Source organism: Bradyrhizobium cajani, from assembly GCF_009759665.1.
In the GTDB taxonomy this organism is placed as follows: Bacteria; Pseudomonadota; Alphaproteobacteria; order Rhizobiales; family Xanthobacteraceae; genus Bradyrhizobium; species Bradyrhizobium cajani.
The window spans coordinates 125,127-141,008 of sequence record NZ_WQNE01000020.1 but is presented as its reverse complement, the minus strand read 5'-3'; the positions used below and the strand labels follow the sequence as shown (position 1 = coordinate 141,008).

The window sequence follows — 15,882 nt, the reverse complement described above, 5'->3', positions numbered from 1 at the left end:
GTCTCATGGCTGACGTTGCTTTGCGGAAGGTAGTTAAGCGTTACGACGATGTCGAGGCGGTGCGCGGCATCGACCTGGACATTGCCGACCATGAGTTCATCGTGCTGGTCGGCCCCTCCGGCTGCGGCAAGTCGACGACGCTGCGCATGATCGCAGGGCTCGAGGACATCAGCGACGGCGACATCATGATCGGCGGCGACATCGTCAACGACGTGCCGCCGAAGGACCGCGACATCGCCATGGTGTTCCAGAACTACGCGCTCTACCCGCATATGACGGTCGCGGAGAACATGTCGTTCGGCCTGCGCCTGAAGCACTATCCCAAGGCCGAGATCAAGGCGCGGGTGACCGAGGCCGCCCGCCTTCTCGACATCACCGACCTGATCGACCGCAAGCCGAAGCAGCTCTCCGGCGGCCAACGCCAGCGCGTCGCGATGGGCCGGGCCATCGTGCGCAATCCGAAGGTCTTCCTGTTCGACGAGCCGCTGTCCAATCTCGACGCGAAACTCCGCGTGCAGATGCGGATCGAGATCAAGAAGGTGCACCAGAAGGTGCGCACCACCACGGTCTATGTCACCCACGACCAGGTCGAGGCGATGACTTTGGCCGACCGCGTCGTGGTGATGAACAAGGGCCGCATCGAGCAGATCGGCACGCCGAACGAACTCTACCACAAACCGGCGACGCGGTTCGTGGCCGGCTTCATCGGCTCGCCCGCGATGAACTTCATCCCGTGCCGGCTCGAGGACGCTGGCGGCACGCTCCAGATCCGCCTGACCGACCGCATTGCCTTTGCGCTGCCACCGGCCCGCGCCGCGCGCTACAACGCGCTGCCGCGCACCGACAAGCTGCTGCTCGGCATCCGGCCCGAGCATCTCACCGAGTCGCATGCGCATTTCGGGCCGGGCGTCGAAACTTTCGAGACCGTGCTCGACGTCACCGAGCCGATGGGAATGGAGACGCTGGTCTATTTCGGGCTCGATGGCACGCCGATCTGCGGCCGCGTCGATCCCAATGCCGGCGCCAAGGACGGGGCACCCATGCGTTTGGCGATGGACCTCAACAATATGCACCTGCTAAACGAGGCGACCGGCGTCGTGTTGTGATGCCGGTCCAAGAAACTCGCGCAGGCAGGGGACGATGGCGACCAACAAGAAGAAGATTTTCGTTACACAAACTTTGTCGCAAGGGGCACGCGCCCTCCTCACCCAGCGGGACGATATCGAGCTCGTCGAGTTTGCAAACCTGATCTCCGCCGGGGATTTCGAGGCCCTGCTCAAGAGCCATGCGCCGGTTCACGGCGTGGCGCTCGGCGCCACCGCCTTCGGCGAGACCGAGCTCGAGGCCTCCCGCGACATGAAGGTGGTGACGCGCATCGGTGTCGGCTACGACGCCGTCGACGTGCCCGCCCTCTCCCGCCGCAAGGTGCCGCTGATGGTCGCGGGCAGCGCCAACTCGCCCTCGGTCGCCGAACAGGCGCTGTTCATGATGCTGACGCTGGCGAAGCGCGCGAACGAGATGCACGCCTGCGTCAAGGACGGCAAATGGGCCGACCGGCTCGGCATGCTGCCGTTCGATCTCTACGGCAAGACCGTGTTGATCATCGGTTTCGGCCGCATCGGCAGTCGCACCGCCAAGCGCTGCCTGGCGATGGAAATGAACGTGCAGGTCTATGATCCCTATAAGCCCGCCGCCGACATCAAGGCCGCCGGCTGCGAGCCGGTCGGCGATCTCGACGCCGCGCTGCCGCAGGCAGACTTCGTCACCATTCACTGCCCGAAGACGCCCGAGACCGTCGGCCTGTTCGATGCGGCGCGGATCGGCCGGATGAAGCCGAGATCCTATCTCATCAACACCGCGCGCGGCGGCATCGTGAAGGAAGCGGCGCTGTACGACGCGCTGGTCTCGGGCAAGATCGCCGGCGCCGGAATCGACGTGTTCGAGGTGGAGCCGCCGCCGGTCAGCAATGCGCTGTTCGCGCTGCCCAACGTCATCATGGCCCCGCATGTCGCCGGCGTCACCGTCGAGGCGGTCCAGCGCATGAGCGAGCAGACCGCACGCAACATCCTGAGTGTGCTGGACGGCGATCCCATCCGGCAGAACGTCATCAATCAGGACGTGCTGGGCTGAGCGAACCAACGGCCGGGCGGTACGTCCGCCCCGCCTTCGGAAGGCCAGAATGCGTCCCATTTTGGTGCAGATCGGGCCCAAACTCAGCCTTAATCAAACCCGCGTAATAAAGCCGCCCGCGGCGGCAGTGGGACAGACTGGCCGGCCGCGTCGAGCTGGAGGATGGACCCTTGTCAGAGATCGACCCGACCGACCACGCGCTGGCAACCATTGCCAGCATCCTGGAGCGCCCCGAGCCCGTTCTCGTCGTTCGCGAGACCGAGACCGTGGTCGCCGCTGAACACGTCGCCGCGGACGAGCAGCCCGCTGCCGACGAGCATACGGTGGTCGACGAGCATCCGATGGTCGAAGAGCAGCCGCTGGTGCCGGAGCATACCGATGCCGACGGCTACAGCAAGGTCGGCCCCGGCCCGATGGTGGCGATCCGCCTGAAATGGACGGTCCATCGCGGCGACGACGGCCAATTCTACGTCCACGAGACCATCGGCGAGCAGTCCGCGCCCGTGGTCAGCGGCCCGATGACGAGCGAGGCCGCGGTGCGCTTCGTCGACGAGCACGAGGACGAGGCACACCGTCGCTTCGAGGAGCTGCGCAGCGAGATCGCAGGCCGCAGCTCGCTCGCCGATTATGAGCGCAAGGGCGAAGCCTGAGGCCTACTTCCGCCCAAGATAATCCCGCTTCACGAGCTCGACGCCGGCGTGCCGCAACAGGTCGTACGCCGTCGTGACGTGAAAGAAGAACTGCGGCACGCTGAACGTCAGCAGCAGCGTCCGCCCGGTGAACGGCAGCTCGGTTCCGTTCTTCAGTCTGAAGAAGACATGCCGTTCCGCCGCGGCATCGATTGCAGCGCGCGGCAGACTCTCGATGAACTCGATTGACGTCGCGATGCGCGCCTGAAGCCCGGCCATGTCGTGCTCGAGCACCGGCAGCGCCACCGGCTCGCGCTCGGCCAGCAGGGCCGGAGCGACCGTGGCGTGGCGGCAGGCCTCGCCGACCTGCTGCGCCAGATCGTACATGTTCGGCGCCAGCCGCATGCCGAGCAGGACCGCCGGGTTGAACTTGCGGGTCTCGGCATAGGCCACACCCTTGTCGAGCAGTCCGGACAGGTTGCGAAGATACGGCACGAAGACGCCGACCGAGGCGTCATATATCGAGATCGTCACCTCTGGATTCCCTTCAATTCCGCCTCGCCAGCGACGGGCATCTGGTCTAAATCCACACCTCAAGAGCTGCACAATGACAGCTCGGGCATGGGTGGAAAAGAGATGATCGTTCGAATCTGGGCGGCTTTGGCCGTGGCGCTGCTGGTGAATGTCTCGGCGCATGCGCAGCAGGCGCCCTCGCGCCTCGACGAGATCGTCAAGCGCGGCACGTTGCGCGTCGGCATGACCGGTGACTACAAGCCCTTCACCTATCTGGACAAGGCGACGCAGCAGTTCAGCGGGTTCGACGTCGACATGGCGGAGGCCCTCGGCAAGGCGCTCGGCGTCAAGGTCGAATTCGTGCCGACGGCCTGGCCGAAGCTGATGAAGGATTTCGAGGCTGACCAGTTCGACATCGCCATGGGCGGGGTCTCGGTCACGCTCGACCGGCAGAAGAAGGGCTTCTTCTCCACCCCGATCATGCGCGAGGGCAAGACGCCGATCGCGCGCTGCGCCGACGTCGGCAAGTACCAGACGATTGCCGACATCGACAGGAAGGGCACCCGCGTCATCGTCAATCCCGGCGGCACCAATGAGCGCTTTGCGCGTGCCAACATCAGGGATGCCGAGATCACCGTCTTCTCCGACAACACCGTGATCTTCGACGAGATCGCCAAGGGCAATGCCGACCTGATGATGACGGACGCCTCAGAGACGCGCTATCAGCAGAAGCAGCATGCCGGCGTGCTCTGCGCGGTGCATCCGGAAAAACCGTTCGACTTCTCCGAGAAGGCCTACTGGCTCCAGCGCGACATGGCGCTGAAGGCCTTCGTCGACCAGTGGCTGCACATTTCCATGGAAGACGGCAGCTACAGGAAGATCTACGCCGCCTGGTTCGACTAGAGCGTTCTCGGGCGAAGCGGGTATCGGTTCGCGTCGAGAAAACGCGACCTCCTTTCGCTTGCTTTGGCCAAACTTTGGACCGGCTCCGGGCGTATTGAACCCGGAACCGCCGAGGGACGACTCATACGGACGACAGTGATCTAGATCACTTTTCGCGATCGAGCCGGCGCGTAAGCGTCGGTGCGGGGACCACCTGCTCAGGAGATGGAAATGAGGAAGCTGTTGGCCACGGCCGCATTCCTTTTGGCGAGTACCGCTGCCCAGGCGCAGTACACCTTCGAATATGGCGGACGCACCATCCGCATCGATCCCGACCGCGGCACGGTGCAGATCCCCGGCGTGTATGACAACACCGGCCAGGGCAAGGCAAAGAAGGCCAAGAAGAACGAGACGAGCCCGGCCCAGCAGGCGCCGCAGCAGGCTACGGTCGAGCCGCAAACACCGGCTGCACCTGCGCCCGCTCCCGTCGCCCCGCCGCCCGCAGCCGTGCAGGCGCCCGCGGCCGCGGCTGTCGCGCCGCCTCCGGCACCGCCGGCTCCTGCGCCGACTGCGACTGCCAACAATGCGCCGGCCGAGACCGCGGTGCTGCCGCCGCCCGCGCCGCCTCCTCCGGCACCTGCGCCGGTCGAACAACAGGCGGCTCCCGCCGTGACACCGCCGCCGGCTCCGACCGTCGCCGCCGCGCCGCCGGCACCGCCTCCGTCGCCCGCGCCAGCCCCCGCTCCCGCTCCCGTGCAGGCCGCCGCGGCCACGCCGGCGCCCGCAGCCGCGCCCACGCGCGATCTCAATTCGCCGCTCGGCGTCTGGCTCACCGAGGAGAAGGAAGGCAAGGTCCGCATCGAGCAGTGCGGCAGCAATCTCTGCGGCTATTCGGTCGACAGCAAATCCAACCAGAACGGCGAGCAGGTGCTGATCAACATGAAGCCCGGCAAGGACCAGAAATGGTCCGGCCGCATCCTCGATCCCAACTCCGGCTCGACCTACGATTCGACGATCGCGATGAAGGGCACCGACCGCCTCCGCGTGCAGGGCTGCGCCTTCGGCGGCATGTTCTGCGGCGGCCAGACCTGGACGCGGGTGAACTAGAGCATCTCGAACTTTTCCAATCCCGAGTCATTCCGGGGCACGCGAAGCGTGAACCCGGAATGACGGCGGAAAAATGCGTGCGCCGTCTCACACGCGCCGAACTTGGCGTGACAACCCTCACATCACCCAGGCCGCGTCCCTGCCACGATCCCTCATCGTCAACCGCAGGGACGTGTCATGAACGACTTTCGCAAAGGTCTCTTCGCCACCATGGTCGCCATCGCCTTCCCGCTCACGCAGGCAGGCGCAGCGACAAGCACGTTCGACGGCACATGGAATGTCCGCATCTCGTCATCGAGCGGGACCTGCGGCAACGGCGCAACCGTCGCGATCGGCATCAACAACGGTCAGATCGCTTCGAGCAGCGCCGCGGTGACGGCGTCGGGCCGCGTCGCCGACGCCGGCAGCATCAACGTCACCTTGAGCACCGGCATCAAGCGGGCGGTCGGCTTCGGCCGGCTGAGCGGGACATCCGGCTCCGGCACATGGCGTGGCGCCATGTGCACGGGAACGTGGACGGCGGAGCGGATGTAGATCTTGCGTCCCGGATGCGGCGCGGCGCGAAGTGCCGCGACGCTGAGCCGGGACACGAGGTCTTAGCCGACCGCTGCCCCGTATTCGGCGTCCGTCACCGGCTCGAGCCAGGTCGAATAGACGCCGTCGAGCGCTTCCTGCATGGCGATGTGGCACATGCCGTTGCCCGGTGACGCGCCGTGCCAGTGCAATTCGCCCGGCGGAATCCAGACGGTATCGCCGGGGCGGATCTCGCGGATCGGTCCACCCTTGGACTGGACGCGCCCGACGCCGGAGATGACGTAAAGCGTCTGCCCGAGCGGATGGTGATGCCAGTTGGTGCGAGCGCCCGGCTCGAACGCGACGCGCGAGCAGTTCAGCCGTGCCGGCGCGGGCGCCATGATGACGGGGTCCTGCCACACGGTGCCGGTGAAATTTTCCTTGGGCGCGCGGCGGGTCGGCCGCGTGCCTGCGACGGTGATCTCCATGGGGTCCTCGCTTCTGTTACTTCTTGCTGGCGGCGTAGCGCGCCTTGGTCTCGGCGTTCATGGGATAGAGGCCCGGCAGCACCGCGCCATTGTTCACCTCGTTGACGATCCAGGCCTCCATGCGCTCCTGCTCGACGCCCTCGTTGAGCACGTGATCGAGCATCGCCTGCGGGATCAGCACGCAACCGTCCTGGTCGGCAACCACGATGTCGTTGGGGAACACCGCAACGCCGCCGCAGCCGATCGGCTCGCCCCAGCCGACGAAGGTGAGGCCAGCCACCGACGGCGGCGCGGCGTAGCCGTCGCACCACACCGGCAGATTGGTGCCGAGCACGCCCTCGACGTCACGCACGACGCCGTCGGTGACGAGCGCGGTAACGCCGCGCTTGACCATGCGCGCACAGAGGATGTCGCCGAAGATGCCGGCATCGGTGATGCCCATGGCGTCGACCACGGCGATGCAGCCCTCAGGCATGGCCTCGATCGCAGTGCGGGTCGAGATCGGCGACGACCAGGATTCCGGCGTCGCCAGATCCTCGCGCGCCGGCACGAAGCGCAGCGTGAAGGCCGGCCCCACCAGGCGCGGCAGACCCGGGCGCAGCGGGCGCGCGCCGCGCATCCACACATTGCGCAGGCCCTTTTTCAGCAGGACCGTGGTGATGGTGGCGGTGGTGATGCCGGCGAGGGTCTTGCGGGCTTCGGGGGACAGCGACATGGAAACAGACGAGCTCCGGATGGGCGGGAAAGAACGCGCGCATCTTGCGACCCGGGCGCTTTGCGTCAAGGGCCAAGAGGCCACCAATAACGCAGGGCCGCTGGGCTGTTATGCGACGCGATAACAAGGCTTTATCGCCTCCCCCTGCATTAATTTATTGGACTTGCGGGCGCATTTACGCGAAGCAGGACAAGGCGGAACTCGAACGCTCGAGGCCGCGTTTCCCAAAGGCCCCCGATATCGACAGCTCATGGCCGCGACGCTTCCTCCGCCCCGCCTTCTGCCCAGTGGCGACAGCGCCGTCACGGTCGAGTTCAGCCGCACCATCGACGACGATGCCAACCAGCGCGTGCTGGCGCTCGACAAGGCGCTCGCAGCGAGCCCCATTGATGGCATCACCGAGTCCGTGCCGACCTATCGCTCGCTGCTGGTGCATTACGATCCCGGCAAGATCGGCTTTGACGCACTCGGCGACAGGCTGCTCGCGCTCGCGAGCCAGAAGCTGCCGCCGGCGACGAAGGCGCGTCGTTGGCGCATTCCCGTCGCCTATGGCGGCGAGCACGGCATTGATCTGGAGGATGTCGCCAAGGCGCTGAACACCACGCCCGACGACATCGTCGCCCGTCACGTTGGCGGCGACTACAAGGTCGCCATGATCGGCTTCACGCCGGGCTGGTCCTATCTCAGCGGCCTCGACAAATCCCTCCACATGTCACGCCGGCAGAATCCGCGGCTGCTGACGCCCGCCGGCACGATCTCGATCGGCGGCGTCCAGGCCGGGATCCAATGTCTGGCCGCGCCGAGCGGCTGGCACCTGCTCGGCCGCACGCCGGTGCGGACCTATCAGCTCCACCGGAATCCGACCTTCCTCACCGAACCCGGTGATCGCGTGACGTTTTTCGCCATCGACCACAAGACCTTCGAGGAACTGGACCGCGCCGCCGAGGCCGGCGAACTCATCGCCGAGCAGGTGGTCGCATGAGCCGGCTCGTGGTCGCCAGCATCGGGCCTGCAAGCTCCGTCCAGGATGGCGGCCGCCTCGGCGCACAGCGCTATGGCCTGACGGTCAGCGGAGCGATGGATCGGCTGTCGCTGGCAGCGGCGAACACGCTTGTCGGCAACGAGCCGTTCGCGGCCGCTGTCGAGATCGGTCCCTTCGGAGCCAGCTTCACTGCGCGTGACGGCGCCGTGCGCGTCGCGATCGCGGGCGCGCCGCGCAATGCCGACATTGCCGGGAGTCCGGTCGCCATGGACACATCGGTGACGCTGAAGGACGGCGAGACGCTGACGCTCGGCTTTGCCCGCGGCGGCGCCTTCACCTATCTCGCGATCGAAGGTGCCATCAAGGGCGAGCCGGTGTTCGGCAGTCTCGCGGTCAATGCGCGCGCCGGCCTCGGCAGCCCCTACCCGCGCCCGCTCCAGGCCGGCGACGAATTCAGCGTCGATGCCGCGAGCGGCGCGCCCGAGTTGCGCATCGAACTGCCCAAGCCCGTCAGCGGCCCGATCCGCGTCGTGCTGGGGCCGCAGGACGACGAGTTCGACGACGCCAACAAGGCGCTGTTTCTGAACAGCGAGTGGAAGATCTCGGCGACTTCGGACCGCATGGGCTACCGACTCGAGGGCCCTGCCATCAAGCATCTGCACGGCCACAACATCGTCTCCGACGGTACCGTCGACGGCAGCATCCAGGTACCCGGCAACGGCGCGCCGATCGCGCTGATGATGGATCGCGGCACCTCCGGCGGCTATCCGAAGATCGCGACCGTGATCACCGCCGATCTCGGCCGCCTGGCGCAGACCTCGGCCGGAACGGCGCTCCGCTTCAAGCAGGTCGGCATGGCCGAGGCGCAGGACGAGGCGCGCAAATTCGCACAGTTGATCCGGAACCTGCCCGATCGCCTGCGCTCCTCTGACACCATCGCGTTGAACATCGAGGCGCTCAGCGATGCTAACGTCGCAGGCTACGCGGTGAGCGCCGTCGATGCCGGGACCTGGCAGGTCGCGGCGGAGCCGTAACCGACAACGAGACCAGAGGCGGAGAGCACCCCATGAAGACGATCGATCTCAATTGCGACCTCGGCGAAGGGTTTGGCGCGTGGGAGATGGGCAACGACGCCGCCATGATCGAGCTGGCGAGCTCGGTCAACGTCGCCTGCGGCTTCCACGCTGGCGACCCCGACATCATGCGCCGGACGGTGGAACTGGCAAAGGCGCGCGGCGTCTCGGTCGGCGCGCATCCCGGCTATCGCGACCTGCACGGCTTCGGCCGCCATCCGATCGCGGGGCTGAAGGCGTCCGAGATCGAGAACCTCGTCGCCTACCAGATCGGCGCGCTGCAGGCGATCGCGACCGCGGCGGGCCACAAGGTGACGCATGTGAAGGCGCATGGCGCACTCTCCAACGTCGCCTGCGAGGACGACATGACGGCGAAGGCGATCGCCGCCGGCATCAAGGCGGTCGATCCCAGCCTGATCTTCGTCGTGCTCGCCAATTCCAAGCTGGTGAAGGCCGGCGAGGACGCCAACCTGCCGATGGTGCACGAGGTGTTCGCCGACCGCGCCTATGAGGACGATGGCAACCTCGTCTCGCGCAAGAAGCCGGGTGCGGTGCTGCACGACGCCAATGCGATTGCCGATCGCGTGGTGCGCATGGTGCAGGATGGCGCGGTGGTGTCGGTGACCGGCAAGGTCATCAAGATGCGCACGGATACGGTCTGCATCCATGGCGATACGCACGGCGCGGTCGATATCGCGCGGACCTTGCGTCAGGCATTGAAGGATGCGGGGATCGCTGTAGCGCCGTTCAAGCGCGGGGCGTAGGCCCGTCGTCATTCCGGGACGATGCGAAGCATCAGACCCGGAATCTCGAGGTTCCGGGTTCGGCTGCGCCGCCCCGGAACGACAACTCAGAACGGATGCACTGACAGCGTGCCGAACACGATGGCCGCGATGACGGCAAAGGCGCTGTAGAGCGCAAGGTGATGGGCGCTCGCCCCGGTCCGACGTGAGAGCGAGCGCGCGTAGAAGTGCAGCCTAGCTTCCGCCGATAGTTCGCGCATGGTCGATCTCCAACGCCCCATTTGCGGGATTATGAAGGATCAACCCTGACGGGAAGCAAGACGGCCGCGGAAATAGCGATGCGGGTTCTCTGAAGACGCCACATCGCAGGTGCAAATTCTCTTCACCCGCGGGTTCCGAGAATCTTATTCGTTAAAGTCCGAGCCAGCTGGAACTGGCTCGGATGACAATGAGATGACGGTCAAAGCCGAACCGTCAGAAGTTCGTCTGGCCAACGGGACGATCCACCCGACGTCCTCGCGCCTCAGTACACGTCCGCCTGGAAGCGGCCGGTCTTCTTGAGCTCGGCGACGAAACTGACGGCTTCGTCGGTCGAACGTGCCCCGAACTGGGCGACGATGTCGACCAGCGCGCGCTCGACGTCCTTGGCCATGCGCTTGGCGTCGCCGCAGATGTAGAGATGCGCGCCCTCGGCGAGCCAGGTCCACAGCTCGCGGCCGACCTCGCGCATGCGGTCCTGCACGTAGAACTTCTTCTCGCCGTCGCGCGACCACGCCAGCGACATGCGCGTGAGCAGGCCCGACGTCTTCATCGCGTTGAGCTCCTCCTGATAGAAGAAGTCGCAATCGCTGCGCTGGTGGCCAAAGAACAGCCAGTTCTTGCCGGGCGTGCCGGTGGCCTTGCGGTCGAGCAGGAAGGCACGGAACGGCGCGATGCCGGTGCCGGGGCCGATCATGATGACCGGCGTCTTCGGGTCCTGTGGCAGACCGAAGCCGTGCGCCTTCTGTACATAGACCTTGAGCTTCTCGCCCTCGCCGATGCGCTCGCCAAGGAAGGTCGAGGCGACGCCGAGCCGCTTGCGCTTGCCGATGACGTAGCGCACGGAATCGACCGTCAGCGACAGCTTTCCGGGCGTCGCATTGTGCGAGGACGAGATCGAGTAGAGCCGCGGCTGGAGCGGCTCCAGCGCCTCGACGAAGGCCTCGGGATGCGGACGCGTGCCCGAAAACTTCTGGAGCGCCGCCATGACGTCGAGGGTCGCTGCATCGCCATCGGGATCCTCGCCCTGCGCCAGCGCCCGCGCCTTCTCGCGCTGCGCGCCGCCGGTGATGAAGGAGATCAGCTCGAACAGCGAGTCCGGCGCAGGCGACAGCGACACGTCGTCAATCAGCACCTCGCGCAGCGTCTTGCCGTTGACCTTGGTGGTATGGGAGGCGCCGAGCAGCGCGATGATCTGGTCGACGAGGCCGACATCGTTGCGGGCGAACACGCCGAAGCTGTCGCCGACGATGTAGTCGAGCTTGCTCTCGGAGAGATCGAACTCGATGTGATAGGTTTCCTTCTCCGACTTCCCCTTGTTGAGAAGACGCCGCGACAGGAAGGTCGCGGCAACCGGGTTGTCGCGCGAGCGGCCCGGCTCCGCGATCGTCACGGTCACGGCCGGCGCGGCCACCGCATCCGGCTTGTCGGCCGCCTTGGCCGCCGGCGCCTTGTCCAGCTCCTCGTACAGCGACTTCAGCATCCGCGCGGTTTCCTTGCCGCCGGGAACGCAGAGATTGAGCCGCGCTTCGCTGCGGGCAGCGATCGCCTCGGAATAGTCGTGGCAATTGTAGCCGCACTGGCCACAATCCTGCTGCGCCATCGCTGCCATCATCTTGCGGCGCACGGGACGGCCCTCGGCGAGCTTCATCCGATCGGCGATCGGCATGGTCTGGTCATGCCACGGCGCTTCGCCGTCGTCGCCGTCGCCGGCTGCGCCCTGCATGACGGCGGCGCCCTGCTCCGCCGACAGCGGCGCGGCGAGATCAGGCGACAGCAGCCCGGCGAAGAAGCCGTTCAGCCAGGAGCGCTGCGCGTCGGAGAACGGGGCGCTGGCGGGAATGATGTCGAGTTTCGGCGGAGGCGTGATCTGGTTCATGCGGACACCTGTGCATCGGCAAGCTTGCGCAGCGTTTCGCCGTCGTGGCGGCGCGCAAAGGACAGGAAGGTTTCGTCGGGAGACGAGCGATGGGCGATATAGGCCTTGAGCAGTCCTTCGACCGTCTTCGGCGCGTCCTCGGCCTTGAGGTCGTGATAGACCTCCTGCCCGACGGCGGCGTCGGGCCCGAAGCCGCCGCCGGTGAAGAGGTGATAACCCTCGACCGTGTCCTCCTCGCCGACCGGCACGCGCGCACCGATCAGGCCGATGTCGCTGATGTAGTGCTGCGCGCAGGAATGGTGACAGCCGGTGACGTGGATGTTGACCGGCTTGTCCATGTCGACGCGCGGCTCGCACCAGTCGCCGATCTCGGCGGCATGGCGCTTGGTATTGGCAGCGGCGAAGCGGCAGCCGGCATTTCCGGTGCAGGCGATCAGGCCCGCGCGGATATGCGAGGCCTCGACCGCGAGCCCGATCTGCTTGATCGCAGCGATCGCAAGCTCGACATTCTCGTCGCGCACGCCCGGGATCAAGAGGTTCTGCCAGACGGTCAGGCGGATCTCGCCGTCACCGAGGTCCCGCGCGACCTTGGCAAGGCCCCGCATCTGCTCAGCGGTGAGCTTGCCGAGCGTCAGCGACACGCCGATCCAGTTGAGGCCGTCCTGCTTCTGCTTGTGCACGCCGACATGCGCCATGCGGTCCGCGGCCGGCCGCGGCGCAAACGCCTCTTCCGGCACGCGCGTGAACGGCGTCTTCAAGCGCTCTTCGACCAGCTTGAGGAAGCCGTCATGGCCCATGGCGTCGAGCACGTATTTCAGCCGCGCCTTGTTGCGGTTGGTGCGGTCGCCATGGTCGATGAACACGCGCACGATGGCGTCGGCAACAGCGGTCGCCTGCTCCGGCTTGACGATGATGCCGGAATATTTCGCGAAATCCTTGTGTCCGGTAATGCCGCCGAGGCCGAGGCGGAACCAGACCCCCGGCTCGACGCCGAACCCGTCCTTCACCTCGTACGCGGTGAAGGCGATGTCGTTGGTCTCCTCGAGCACCGCGATCCGGCCGGCGCCGTCGAAGGCGACGTTGAACTTGCGCGGCAGGCCGTAGAGCGAGCGATCATTGAGGATGTGGTAGTGCCACTCGCGCGCATAAGGTCGCGTGTCGATGATCTCCTGGGGATCGATGCCGGCGGTCGACGTGCCCGTCACGTTGCGGATGTTGTCGGCGCCGGAGCCGCGCGAGCACAGGCCGAGGTCCTGGATGCCCTCGATCAGCTTCACGGCATTCTTTGGCGGGATCTCGCGAAGCTGGAGATTGGCGCGCGTCGTGACGTGGCTGTAGGGCCCGCAGAGCTCGTCGGCGAGATCGGCAAGGCCGGACAGCTGCCAGTGCTTCATGATGCCGTTCGGAATGCGCAGGCGGCTCATGTAGGAGTCTTGCGTCGGCGCGACGTAGAAGATGCCGTAATAGCGCCAGCGGAAATTATCCGCCGGGCTCGGCGGCGCGTTGTCGAGCGCCTGCTGGCGCAGCCGCGGATAGGCATCGAAGGGATGCTCGTCGCGCTTGAACTTCTCCTGGTCGGCGAGCTTCTTGCCCGCGGCGATGACCTTGTCCTGCGCCTTGATGTGCACGGCATCGGGGCCAGTGGGTTCGGCGCTCGCCTTTGCGGCGCCGCCGCCGAGACCGCGGCCGACCCGGCTGATCTGCAAACCGGTCGTGAAGCCTTCGAGATAGCGTTTCTGCTCGTCGGTAAAGTCGACTGCGAGCGTATCGATTTTCATGGTCGGTAACGAAGCTCCTGCGGCCACCTGAGTGGTTTCGACGGACATTGGCGCGACCCGCGAGGAACTGGGCTGGCCCTGAGGCCGGCTTTCGTTACCCAACGGTCCGATCAGCTTCGTTGCTGCGGGACTTGGCTCAGCAGGCACCTGTGACAAGCTGGCCGCAGTGCAACATTCAAGTTGCGTGCCAGCTTTGACGAAATAAAAGATGTCGTTATTTCAATAGATTAGCAGCGTTACCGGGAAACGCCGGTCCCGGAGGGCCTCATGAAATTCGAGCAGTCGGCTCAAAATTTAGCCGACGAATCCAATTGCTCACAAATTATGCAGAGACGAATCAGGCCTTCCAGCGTCCGACTTCGAAGGCCTCAAGATGCCCCAAAATGTTGCCGGCATCGAACGCGGGCCCGACGAATGCCCCAAACCCCGCAGGGGCTTGGTCGGGCGGGCGGCGGCCGAGGGCCGCATCGTAAAGGTCGGGCCTGAACACCGCCATGGCCGTCTTGACGCCGTCCGGACTCAAGGCCGCCTGCCCCCAACGCACCATCTGCGCATAGAGCCAGGCCGCCTGGACCGGATCGGGCCGCCCTGCCTCCTCGCGCCCCACCAGAAGGTAGCGGCCGCTCTCGCGGAAGGTACCGTCCGGCGAAATCTTCAGGCGTCCAGTCAGCGTCCGCTGAATGACTTCGGCATCGACGCCGATCCGTTCGGGCTGCGCCAGGATCCGCGCCGCCTCCGTCCGGTTATCCGGATGCTCGATGAACTCGGCGGCCCTCACGGCCGCGCGCACGAGGCTGGCGACCACATCCGGATTCTTGTCGGCCCAGACCTGGCGGACCGCCAGCACCTTCTCCGCCGCACGGACCAGGATGTCGGAAACGAAATGCAGGATATGGCCGATGCCGAGATCGACCGCGATCGAATTCCAGGGCGCACCGACGCAGAACGCATCGACATGGCCGCTCTTGAGACTGTCGACCATGTAGGGCGGCGGCAGCACCACGAGGCGCACGTCCTCGTCCGGATCGACGCCGGCTGCCGCCATCCAGAACCGCAATTGGTAATTGTGGGTCGAGAACGGGAAGGTCATGCCGAAGGTCAAGGGATCCGCGCCGGCCTTGCGCCTTTTGGCGACCACCTTTGCCAGCGCCTTTGCGGTGGCGAGCGGATCGAAGCGGTCACCGTCGATCTCCTCCATCAGCGCGGCATGGAGCGCCGGCGACACCGTGATGGCATTGCCGTTGATGCCGAGACTGAAGGGCGCGGCGATCGGCACCTTGACGTGGCCGAGCCCGAGCGATGACGCAATCGCAACAGGCGCCAAAAGATGCGCGGCGTCGAACAGGCCGATATTGAGCTTGTCGCGGACGTTGGACCAGGAAACCTCGCGCACCAGCTCGACGTCGAGGCCCTCGGCGGCGGCAAAGCCCTTGTCGACGGCAACGATCAGGGCGGCGGCATCGACCAGCGGGATGAACCCGATGCGGAGGGGAGCGGTCATTTCAGCATCTCCGACGCGGTGATGATCGACTGGGCGATCTCGCCGATTTTCTTTTTCTCGCGCATCGCGGTGGAGCGCAGCAGCACATAGGCCTCGTCCTCGGTGAGGCCCTTCACCTTCATCAAGATGCCCTTGGCGCGCTCGATGATCTTGCGGTCCTCGAGCTGCGACTTGGTGCGCTCGAGCTCCTCCTGGAGCTTGGCGAAGGCGTTGAAGCGCGACACGCAGAGGTCGAGGATCGGCTTGATGCGCTCCTTCTTCAGCCCGTCGACGATGTAGGCGGACACCCCCGCCTCGACCGAGGCCTGGATCGAGGCTGAATCGCTCTGGTCGACGAACATCGCGATCGGCCGCTTCACGGCGCGGCTGACCTGGAACATCGCCTCCAGCACGTCGCGGCTGGGGTTTTCCAGATCGATCAGGATGATGTCGGGGTCCACCGCATAAATACGGGCAAGCAGGCTCTGCATCTCGCGGATATGGACGACCTGCGTGAATCCGGCCTCCCGCAACCCTTCTTCGAGGATCGCAGCCCGGATCGGGCTTTCGTCGACGATCACGATTTTGGGCGACTGTTCGGCGCTCATAGCTCACTCACGGCAGGTGATTCATCCATAGCACGCCCGCGGGCCATGCAAAGGGTTGTAATTATGGGCAATTGGGACTAGCTCAGGCCGGTCAATCAGGCAGA

Annotated in this window: 17 protein-coding genes; 9 read left to right on the top strand and 8 right to left on the bottom strand. The window is 65.8% G+C overall.

What is annotated here, in order from left to right; all coding sequences use genetic code 11:
• Positions 1–5 precede the first annotated feature (5 nt).
• The 3 genes from GPL20_RS23335 to GPL20_RS38940 all read left to right on the top strand — a co-directional run bounded on the left by GPL20_RS23335 (position 6) and on the right by GPL20_RS38940 (position 2,780).
• Positions 6–1,106 (top strand): ABC transporter ATP-binding protein, encoded by a 1,101-nt coding sequence (locus GPL20_RS23335; protein ID WP_157331967.1) that lies wholly within the window; start codon positions 6–8, stop codon positions 1,104–1,106.
• 34 nt (positions 1,107–1,140) lie between these two features.
• The gene (locus tag GPL20_RS23330) at positions 1,141–2,130 is read left to right on the top strand and encodes a hydroxyacid dehydrogenase (protein ID WP_157331965.1); all 990 of its coding nucleotides are present in this window, start codon (positions 1,141–1,143) and stop codon (positions 2,128–2,130) included.
• Positions 2,131–2,300: 170 nt separating this feature from the next.
• Entirely contained in the window at positions 2,301–2,780 is a 480-nt protein-coding gene (locus GPL20_RS38940) for a hypothetical protein (protein WP_167533166.1), read from the top strand.
• 3 nt (positions 2,781–2,783) lie between these two features.
• Here GPL20_RS38940 and GPL20_RS23320 read toward each other — a convergent pair whose 3' ends face one another.
• Positions 2,784–3,281 carry a DUF1993 domain-containing protein gene (locus GPL20_RS23320; protein WP_254126427.1) on the bottom strand — a complete coding sequence of 166 codons (498 nt, stop codon included), beginning with the start codon at positions 3,279–3,281 and terminating at the stop codon, positions 2,784–2,786.
• A 114-nt stretch (positions 3,282–3,395) separates the two neighbouring features.
• On the opposite strand from GPL20_RS23320, the gene GPL20_RS23315 reads away from it, so the two are divergent.
• The 3 genes from GPL20_RS23315 (at position 3,396) to GPL20_RS23305 (ending at position 5,795) form a co-directional block, all read left to right on the top strand.
• On the top strand, positions 3,396–4,175 hold the full coding sequence (locus GPL20_RS23315) for a transporter substrate-binding domain-containing protein (protein ID WP_157331961.1): 780 nt from the start codon (positions 3,396–3,398) through the stop codon (positions 4,173–4,175).
• Between the two features lie 210 nt (positions 4,176–4,385).
• Entirely contained in the window at positions 4,386–5,261 is an 876-nt protein-coding gene (locus GPL20_RS23310) for a DUF2147 domain-containing protein (RefSeq protein ID WP_157331959.1), read from the top strand.
• A gap of 177 nt (positions 5,262–5,438) precedes the next feature.
• Positions 5,439–5,795 (top strand): hypothetical protein, encoded by a 357-nt coding sequence (locus GPL20_RS23305; protein ID WP_157331957.1) that lies wholly within the window; start codon positions 5,439–5,441, stop codon positions 5,793–5,795.
• Positions 5,796–5,857: 62 nt separating this feature from the next.
• Here the strand turns inward: GPL20_RS23305 and GPL20_RS23300 are convergent, their stop codons facing one another.
• Positions 5,858–6,262, bottom strand: a complete 405-nt coding sequence (locus GPL20_RS23300; protein ID WP_157331955.1) for a (R)-mandelonitrile lyase — start codon at positions 6,260–6,262, stop codon at positions 5,858–5,860.
• A gap of 16 nt (positions 6,263–6,278) precedes the next feature.
• Positions 6,279–6,977: a ribonuclease activity regulator RraA gene (locus tag GPL20_RS23295; protein ID WP_036012452.1), complete on the bottom strand. Its 699-nt coding sequence runs from the start codon at positions 6,975–6,977 to the stop codon at positions 6,279–6,281.
• Positions 6,978–7,227: 250 nt separating this feature from the next.
• Between GPL20_RS23295 and pxpB the strand changes: the two genes are divergently transcribed.
• The 3 genes from pxpB to GPL20_RS23280 are packed head-to-tail and all read left to right on the top strand — an operon-like array spanning position 7,228 to position 9,796.
• Positions 7,228–7,959, top strand: coding sequence for a 5-oxoprolinase subunit PxpB (pxpB, locus tag GPL20_RS23290; protein ID WP_157331953.1), 732 nt, complete (start codon positions 7,228–7,230; stop codon positions 7,957–7,959).
• On the top strand, positions 7,956–8,993 hold the full coding sequence (locus GPL20_RS23285) for a 5-oxoprolinase subunit C family protein (RefSeq protein ID WP_157331951.1): 1,038 nt from the start codon (positions 7,956–7,958) through the stop codon (positions 8,991–8,993). Before pxpB ends, GPL20_RS23285 begins: the two co-directional genes overlap by 4 nt.
• A gap of 32 nt (positions 8,994–9,025) precedes the next feature.
• A complete protein-coding gene (locus GPL20_RS23280; protein WP_157331948.1) occupies positions 9,026–9,796 on the top strand; it encodes a LamB/YcsF family protein in 771 nt (256 codons plus the stop codon).
• A gap of 86 nt (positions 9,797–9,882) precedes the next feature.
• Here GPL20_RS23280 and GPL20_RS23275 read toward each other — a convergent pair whose 3' ends face one another.
• The 5 genes from GPL20_RS23275 to GPL20_RS23255 all read right to left on the bottom strand — a co-directional run bounded on the left by GPL20_RS23275 (position 9,883) and on the right by GPL20_RS23255 (position 15,778).
• The gene (locus GPL20_RS23275; protein WP_035666020.1) at positions 9,883–10,035 is read right to left on the bottom strand and encodes a hypothetical protein; all 153 of its coding nucleotides are present in this window, start codon (positions 10,033–10,035) and stop codon (positions 9,883–9,885) included.
• A 263-nt stretch (positions 10,036–10,298) separates the two neighbouring features.
• A complete protein-coding gene (locus tag GPL20_RS23270; RefSeq protein WP_157331946.1) occupies positions 10,299–11,912 on the bottom strand; it encodes a sulfite reductase subunit alpha in 1,614 nt (537 codons plus the stop codon).
• Positions 11,909–13,690: a NirA family protein gene (locus tag GPL20_RS23265; RefSeq protein ID WP_167533165.1), complete on the bottom strand. Its 1,782-nt coding sequence runs from the start codon at positions 13,688–13,690 to the stop codon at positions 11,909–11,911. The genes GPL20_RS23270 and GPL20_RS23265 overlap by 4 nt, the downstream gene beginning before the upstream one ends.
• A 337-nt stretch (positions 13,691–14,027) precedes the next feature.
• On the bottom strand, positions 14,028–15,191 hold the full coding sequence (locus GPL20_RS23260; protein WP_157331942.1) for a CmpA/NrtA family ABC transporter substrate-binding protein: 1,164 nt from the start codon (positions 15,189–15,191) through the stop codon (positions 14,028–14,030).
• Positions 15,188–15,778 (bottom strand): ANTAR domain-containing response regulator, encoded by a 591-nt coding sequence (locus tag GPL20_RS23255; RefSeq protein WP_008564898.1) that lies wholly within the window; start codon positions 15,776–15,778, stop codon positions 15,188–15,190. Before GPL20_RS23255 ends, GPL20_RS23260 begins: the two co-directional genes overlap by 4 nt.
• Positions 15,779–15,882 lie beyond the last annotated feature (104 nt).

Excerpts from the sequence above, each read along its gene's own strand:
- GPL20_RS23295 (WP_036012452.1), bottom strand. The coding sequence starts at position 6,977 with ATGTCGCTGTCCCCCGAAGCCCGCAAGACCCTCGCCGGCATCACCACC.
- pxpB (WP_157331953.1), top strand. The coding sequence starts at position 7,228 with ATGGCCGCGACGCTTCCTCCGCCCCGCCTTCTGCCCAGTGGCGACAGC.
- GPL20_RS23265 (WP_167533165.1), bottom strand. The coding sequence starts at position 13,690 with ATGAAAATCGATACGCTCGCAGTCGACTTTACCGACGAGCAGAAACGC.
- GPL20_RS23300 (WP_157331955.1), bottom strand. The coding sequence starts at position 6,262 with ATGGAGATCACCGTCGCAGGCACGCGGCCGACCCGCCGCGCGCCCAAG.
- GPL20_RS23255 (WP_008564898.1), bottom strand. The coding sequence starts at position 15,778 with ATGAGCGCCGAACAGTCGCCCAAAATCGTGATCGTCGACGAAAGCCCG.
- GPL20_RS23280 (WP_157331948.1), top strand. The coding sequence starts at position 9,026 with ATGAAGACGATCGATCTCAATTGCGACCTCGGCGAAGGGTTTGGCGCG.
- GPL20_RS23330 (WP_157331965.1), top strand. The coding sequence starts at position 1,141 with ATGGCGACCAACAAGAAGAAGATTTTCGTTACACAAACTTTGTCGCAA.
- GPL20_RS23310 (WP_157331959.1), top strand. The coding sequence starts at position 4,386 with ATGAGGAAGCTGTTGGCCACGGCCGCATTCCTTTTGGCGAGTACCGCT.
- GPL20_RS23260 (WP_157331942.1), bottom strand. The coding sequence starts at position 15,191 with ATGACCGCTCCCCTCCGCATCGGGTTCATCCCGCTGGTCGATGCCGCC.
- GPL20_RS23315 (WP_157331961.1), top strand. The coding sequence starts at position 3,396 with ATGATCGTTCGAATCTGGGCGGCTTTGGCCGTGGCGCTGCTGGTGAAT.
- GPL20_RS23305 (WP_157331957.1), top strand. The coding sequence starts at position 5,439 with ATGAACGACTTTCGCAAAGGTCTCTTCGCCACCATGGTCGCCATCGCC.
- GPL20_RS23270 (WP_157331946.1), bottom strand. The coding sequence starts at position 11,912 with ATGAACCAGATCACGCCTCCGCCGAAACTCGACATCATTCCCGCCAGC.
- GPL20_RS23275 (WP_035666020.1), bottom strand. The coding sequence starts at position 10,035 with ATGCGCGAACTATCGGCGGAAGCTAGGCTGCACTTCTACGCGCGCTCG.
- GPL20_RS23335 (WP_157331967.1), top strand. The coding sequence starts at position 6 with ATGGCTGACGTTGCTTTGCGGAAGGTAGTTAAGCGTTACGACGATGTC.
- GPL20_RS23285 (WP_157331951.1), top strand. The coding sequence starts at position 7,956 with ATGAGCCGGCTCGTGGTCGCCAGCATCGGGCCTGCAAGCTCCGTCCAG.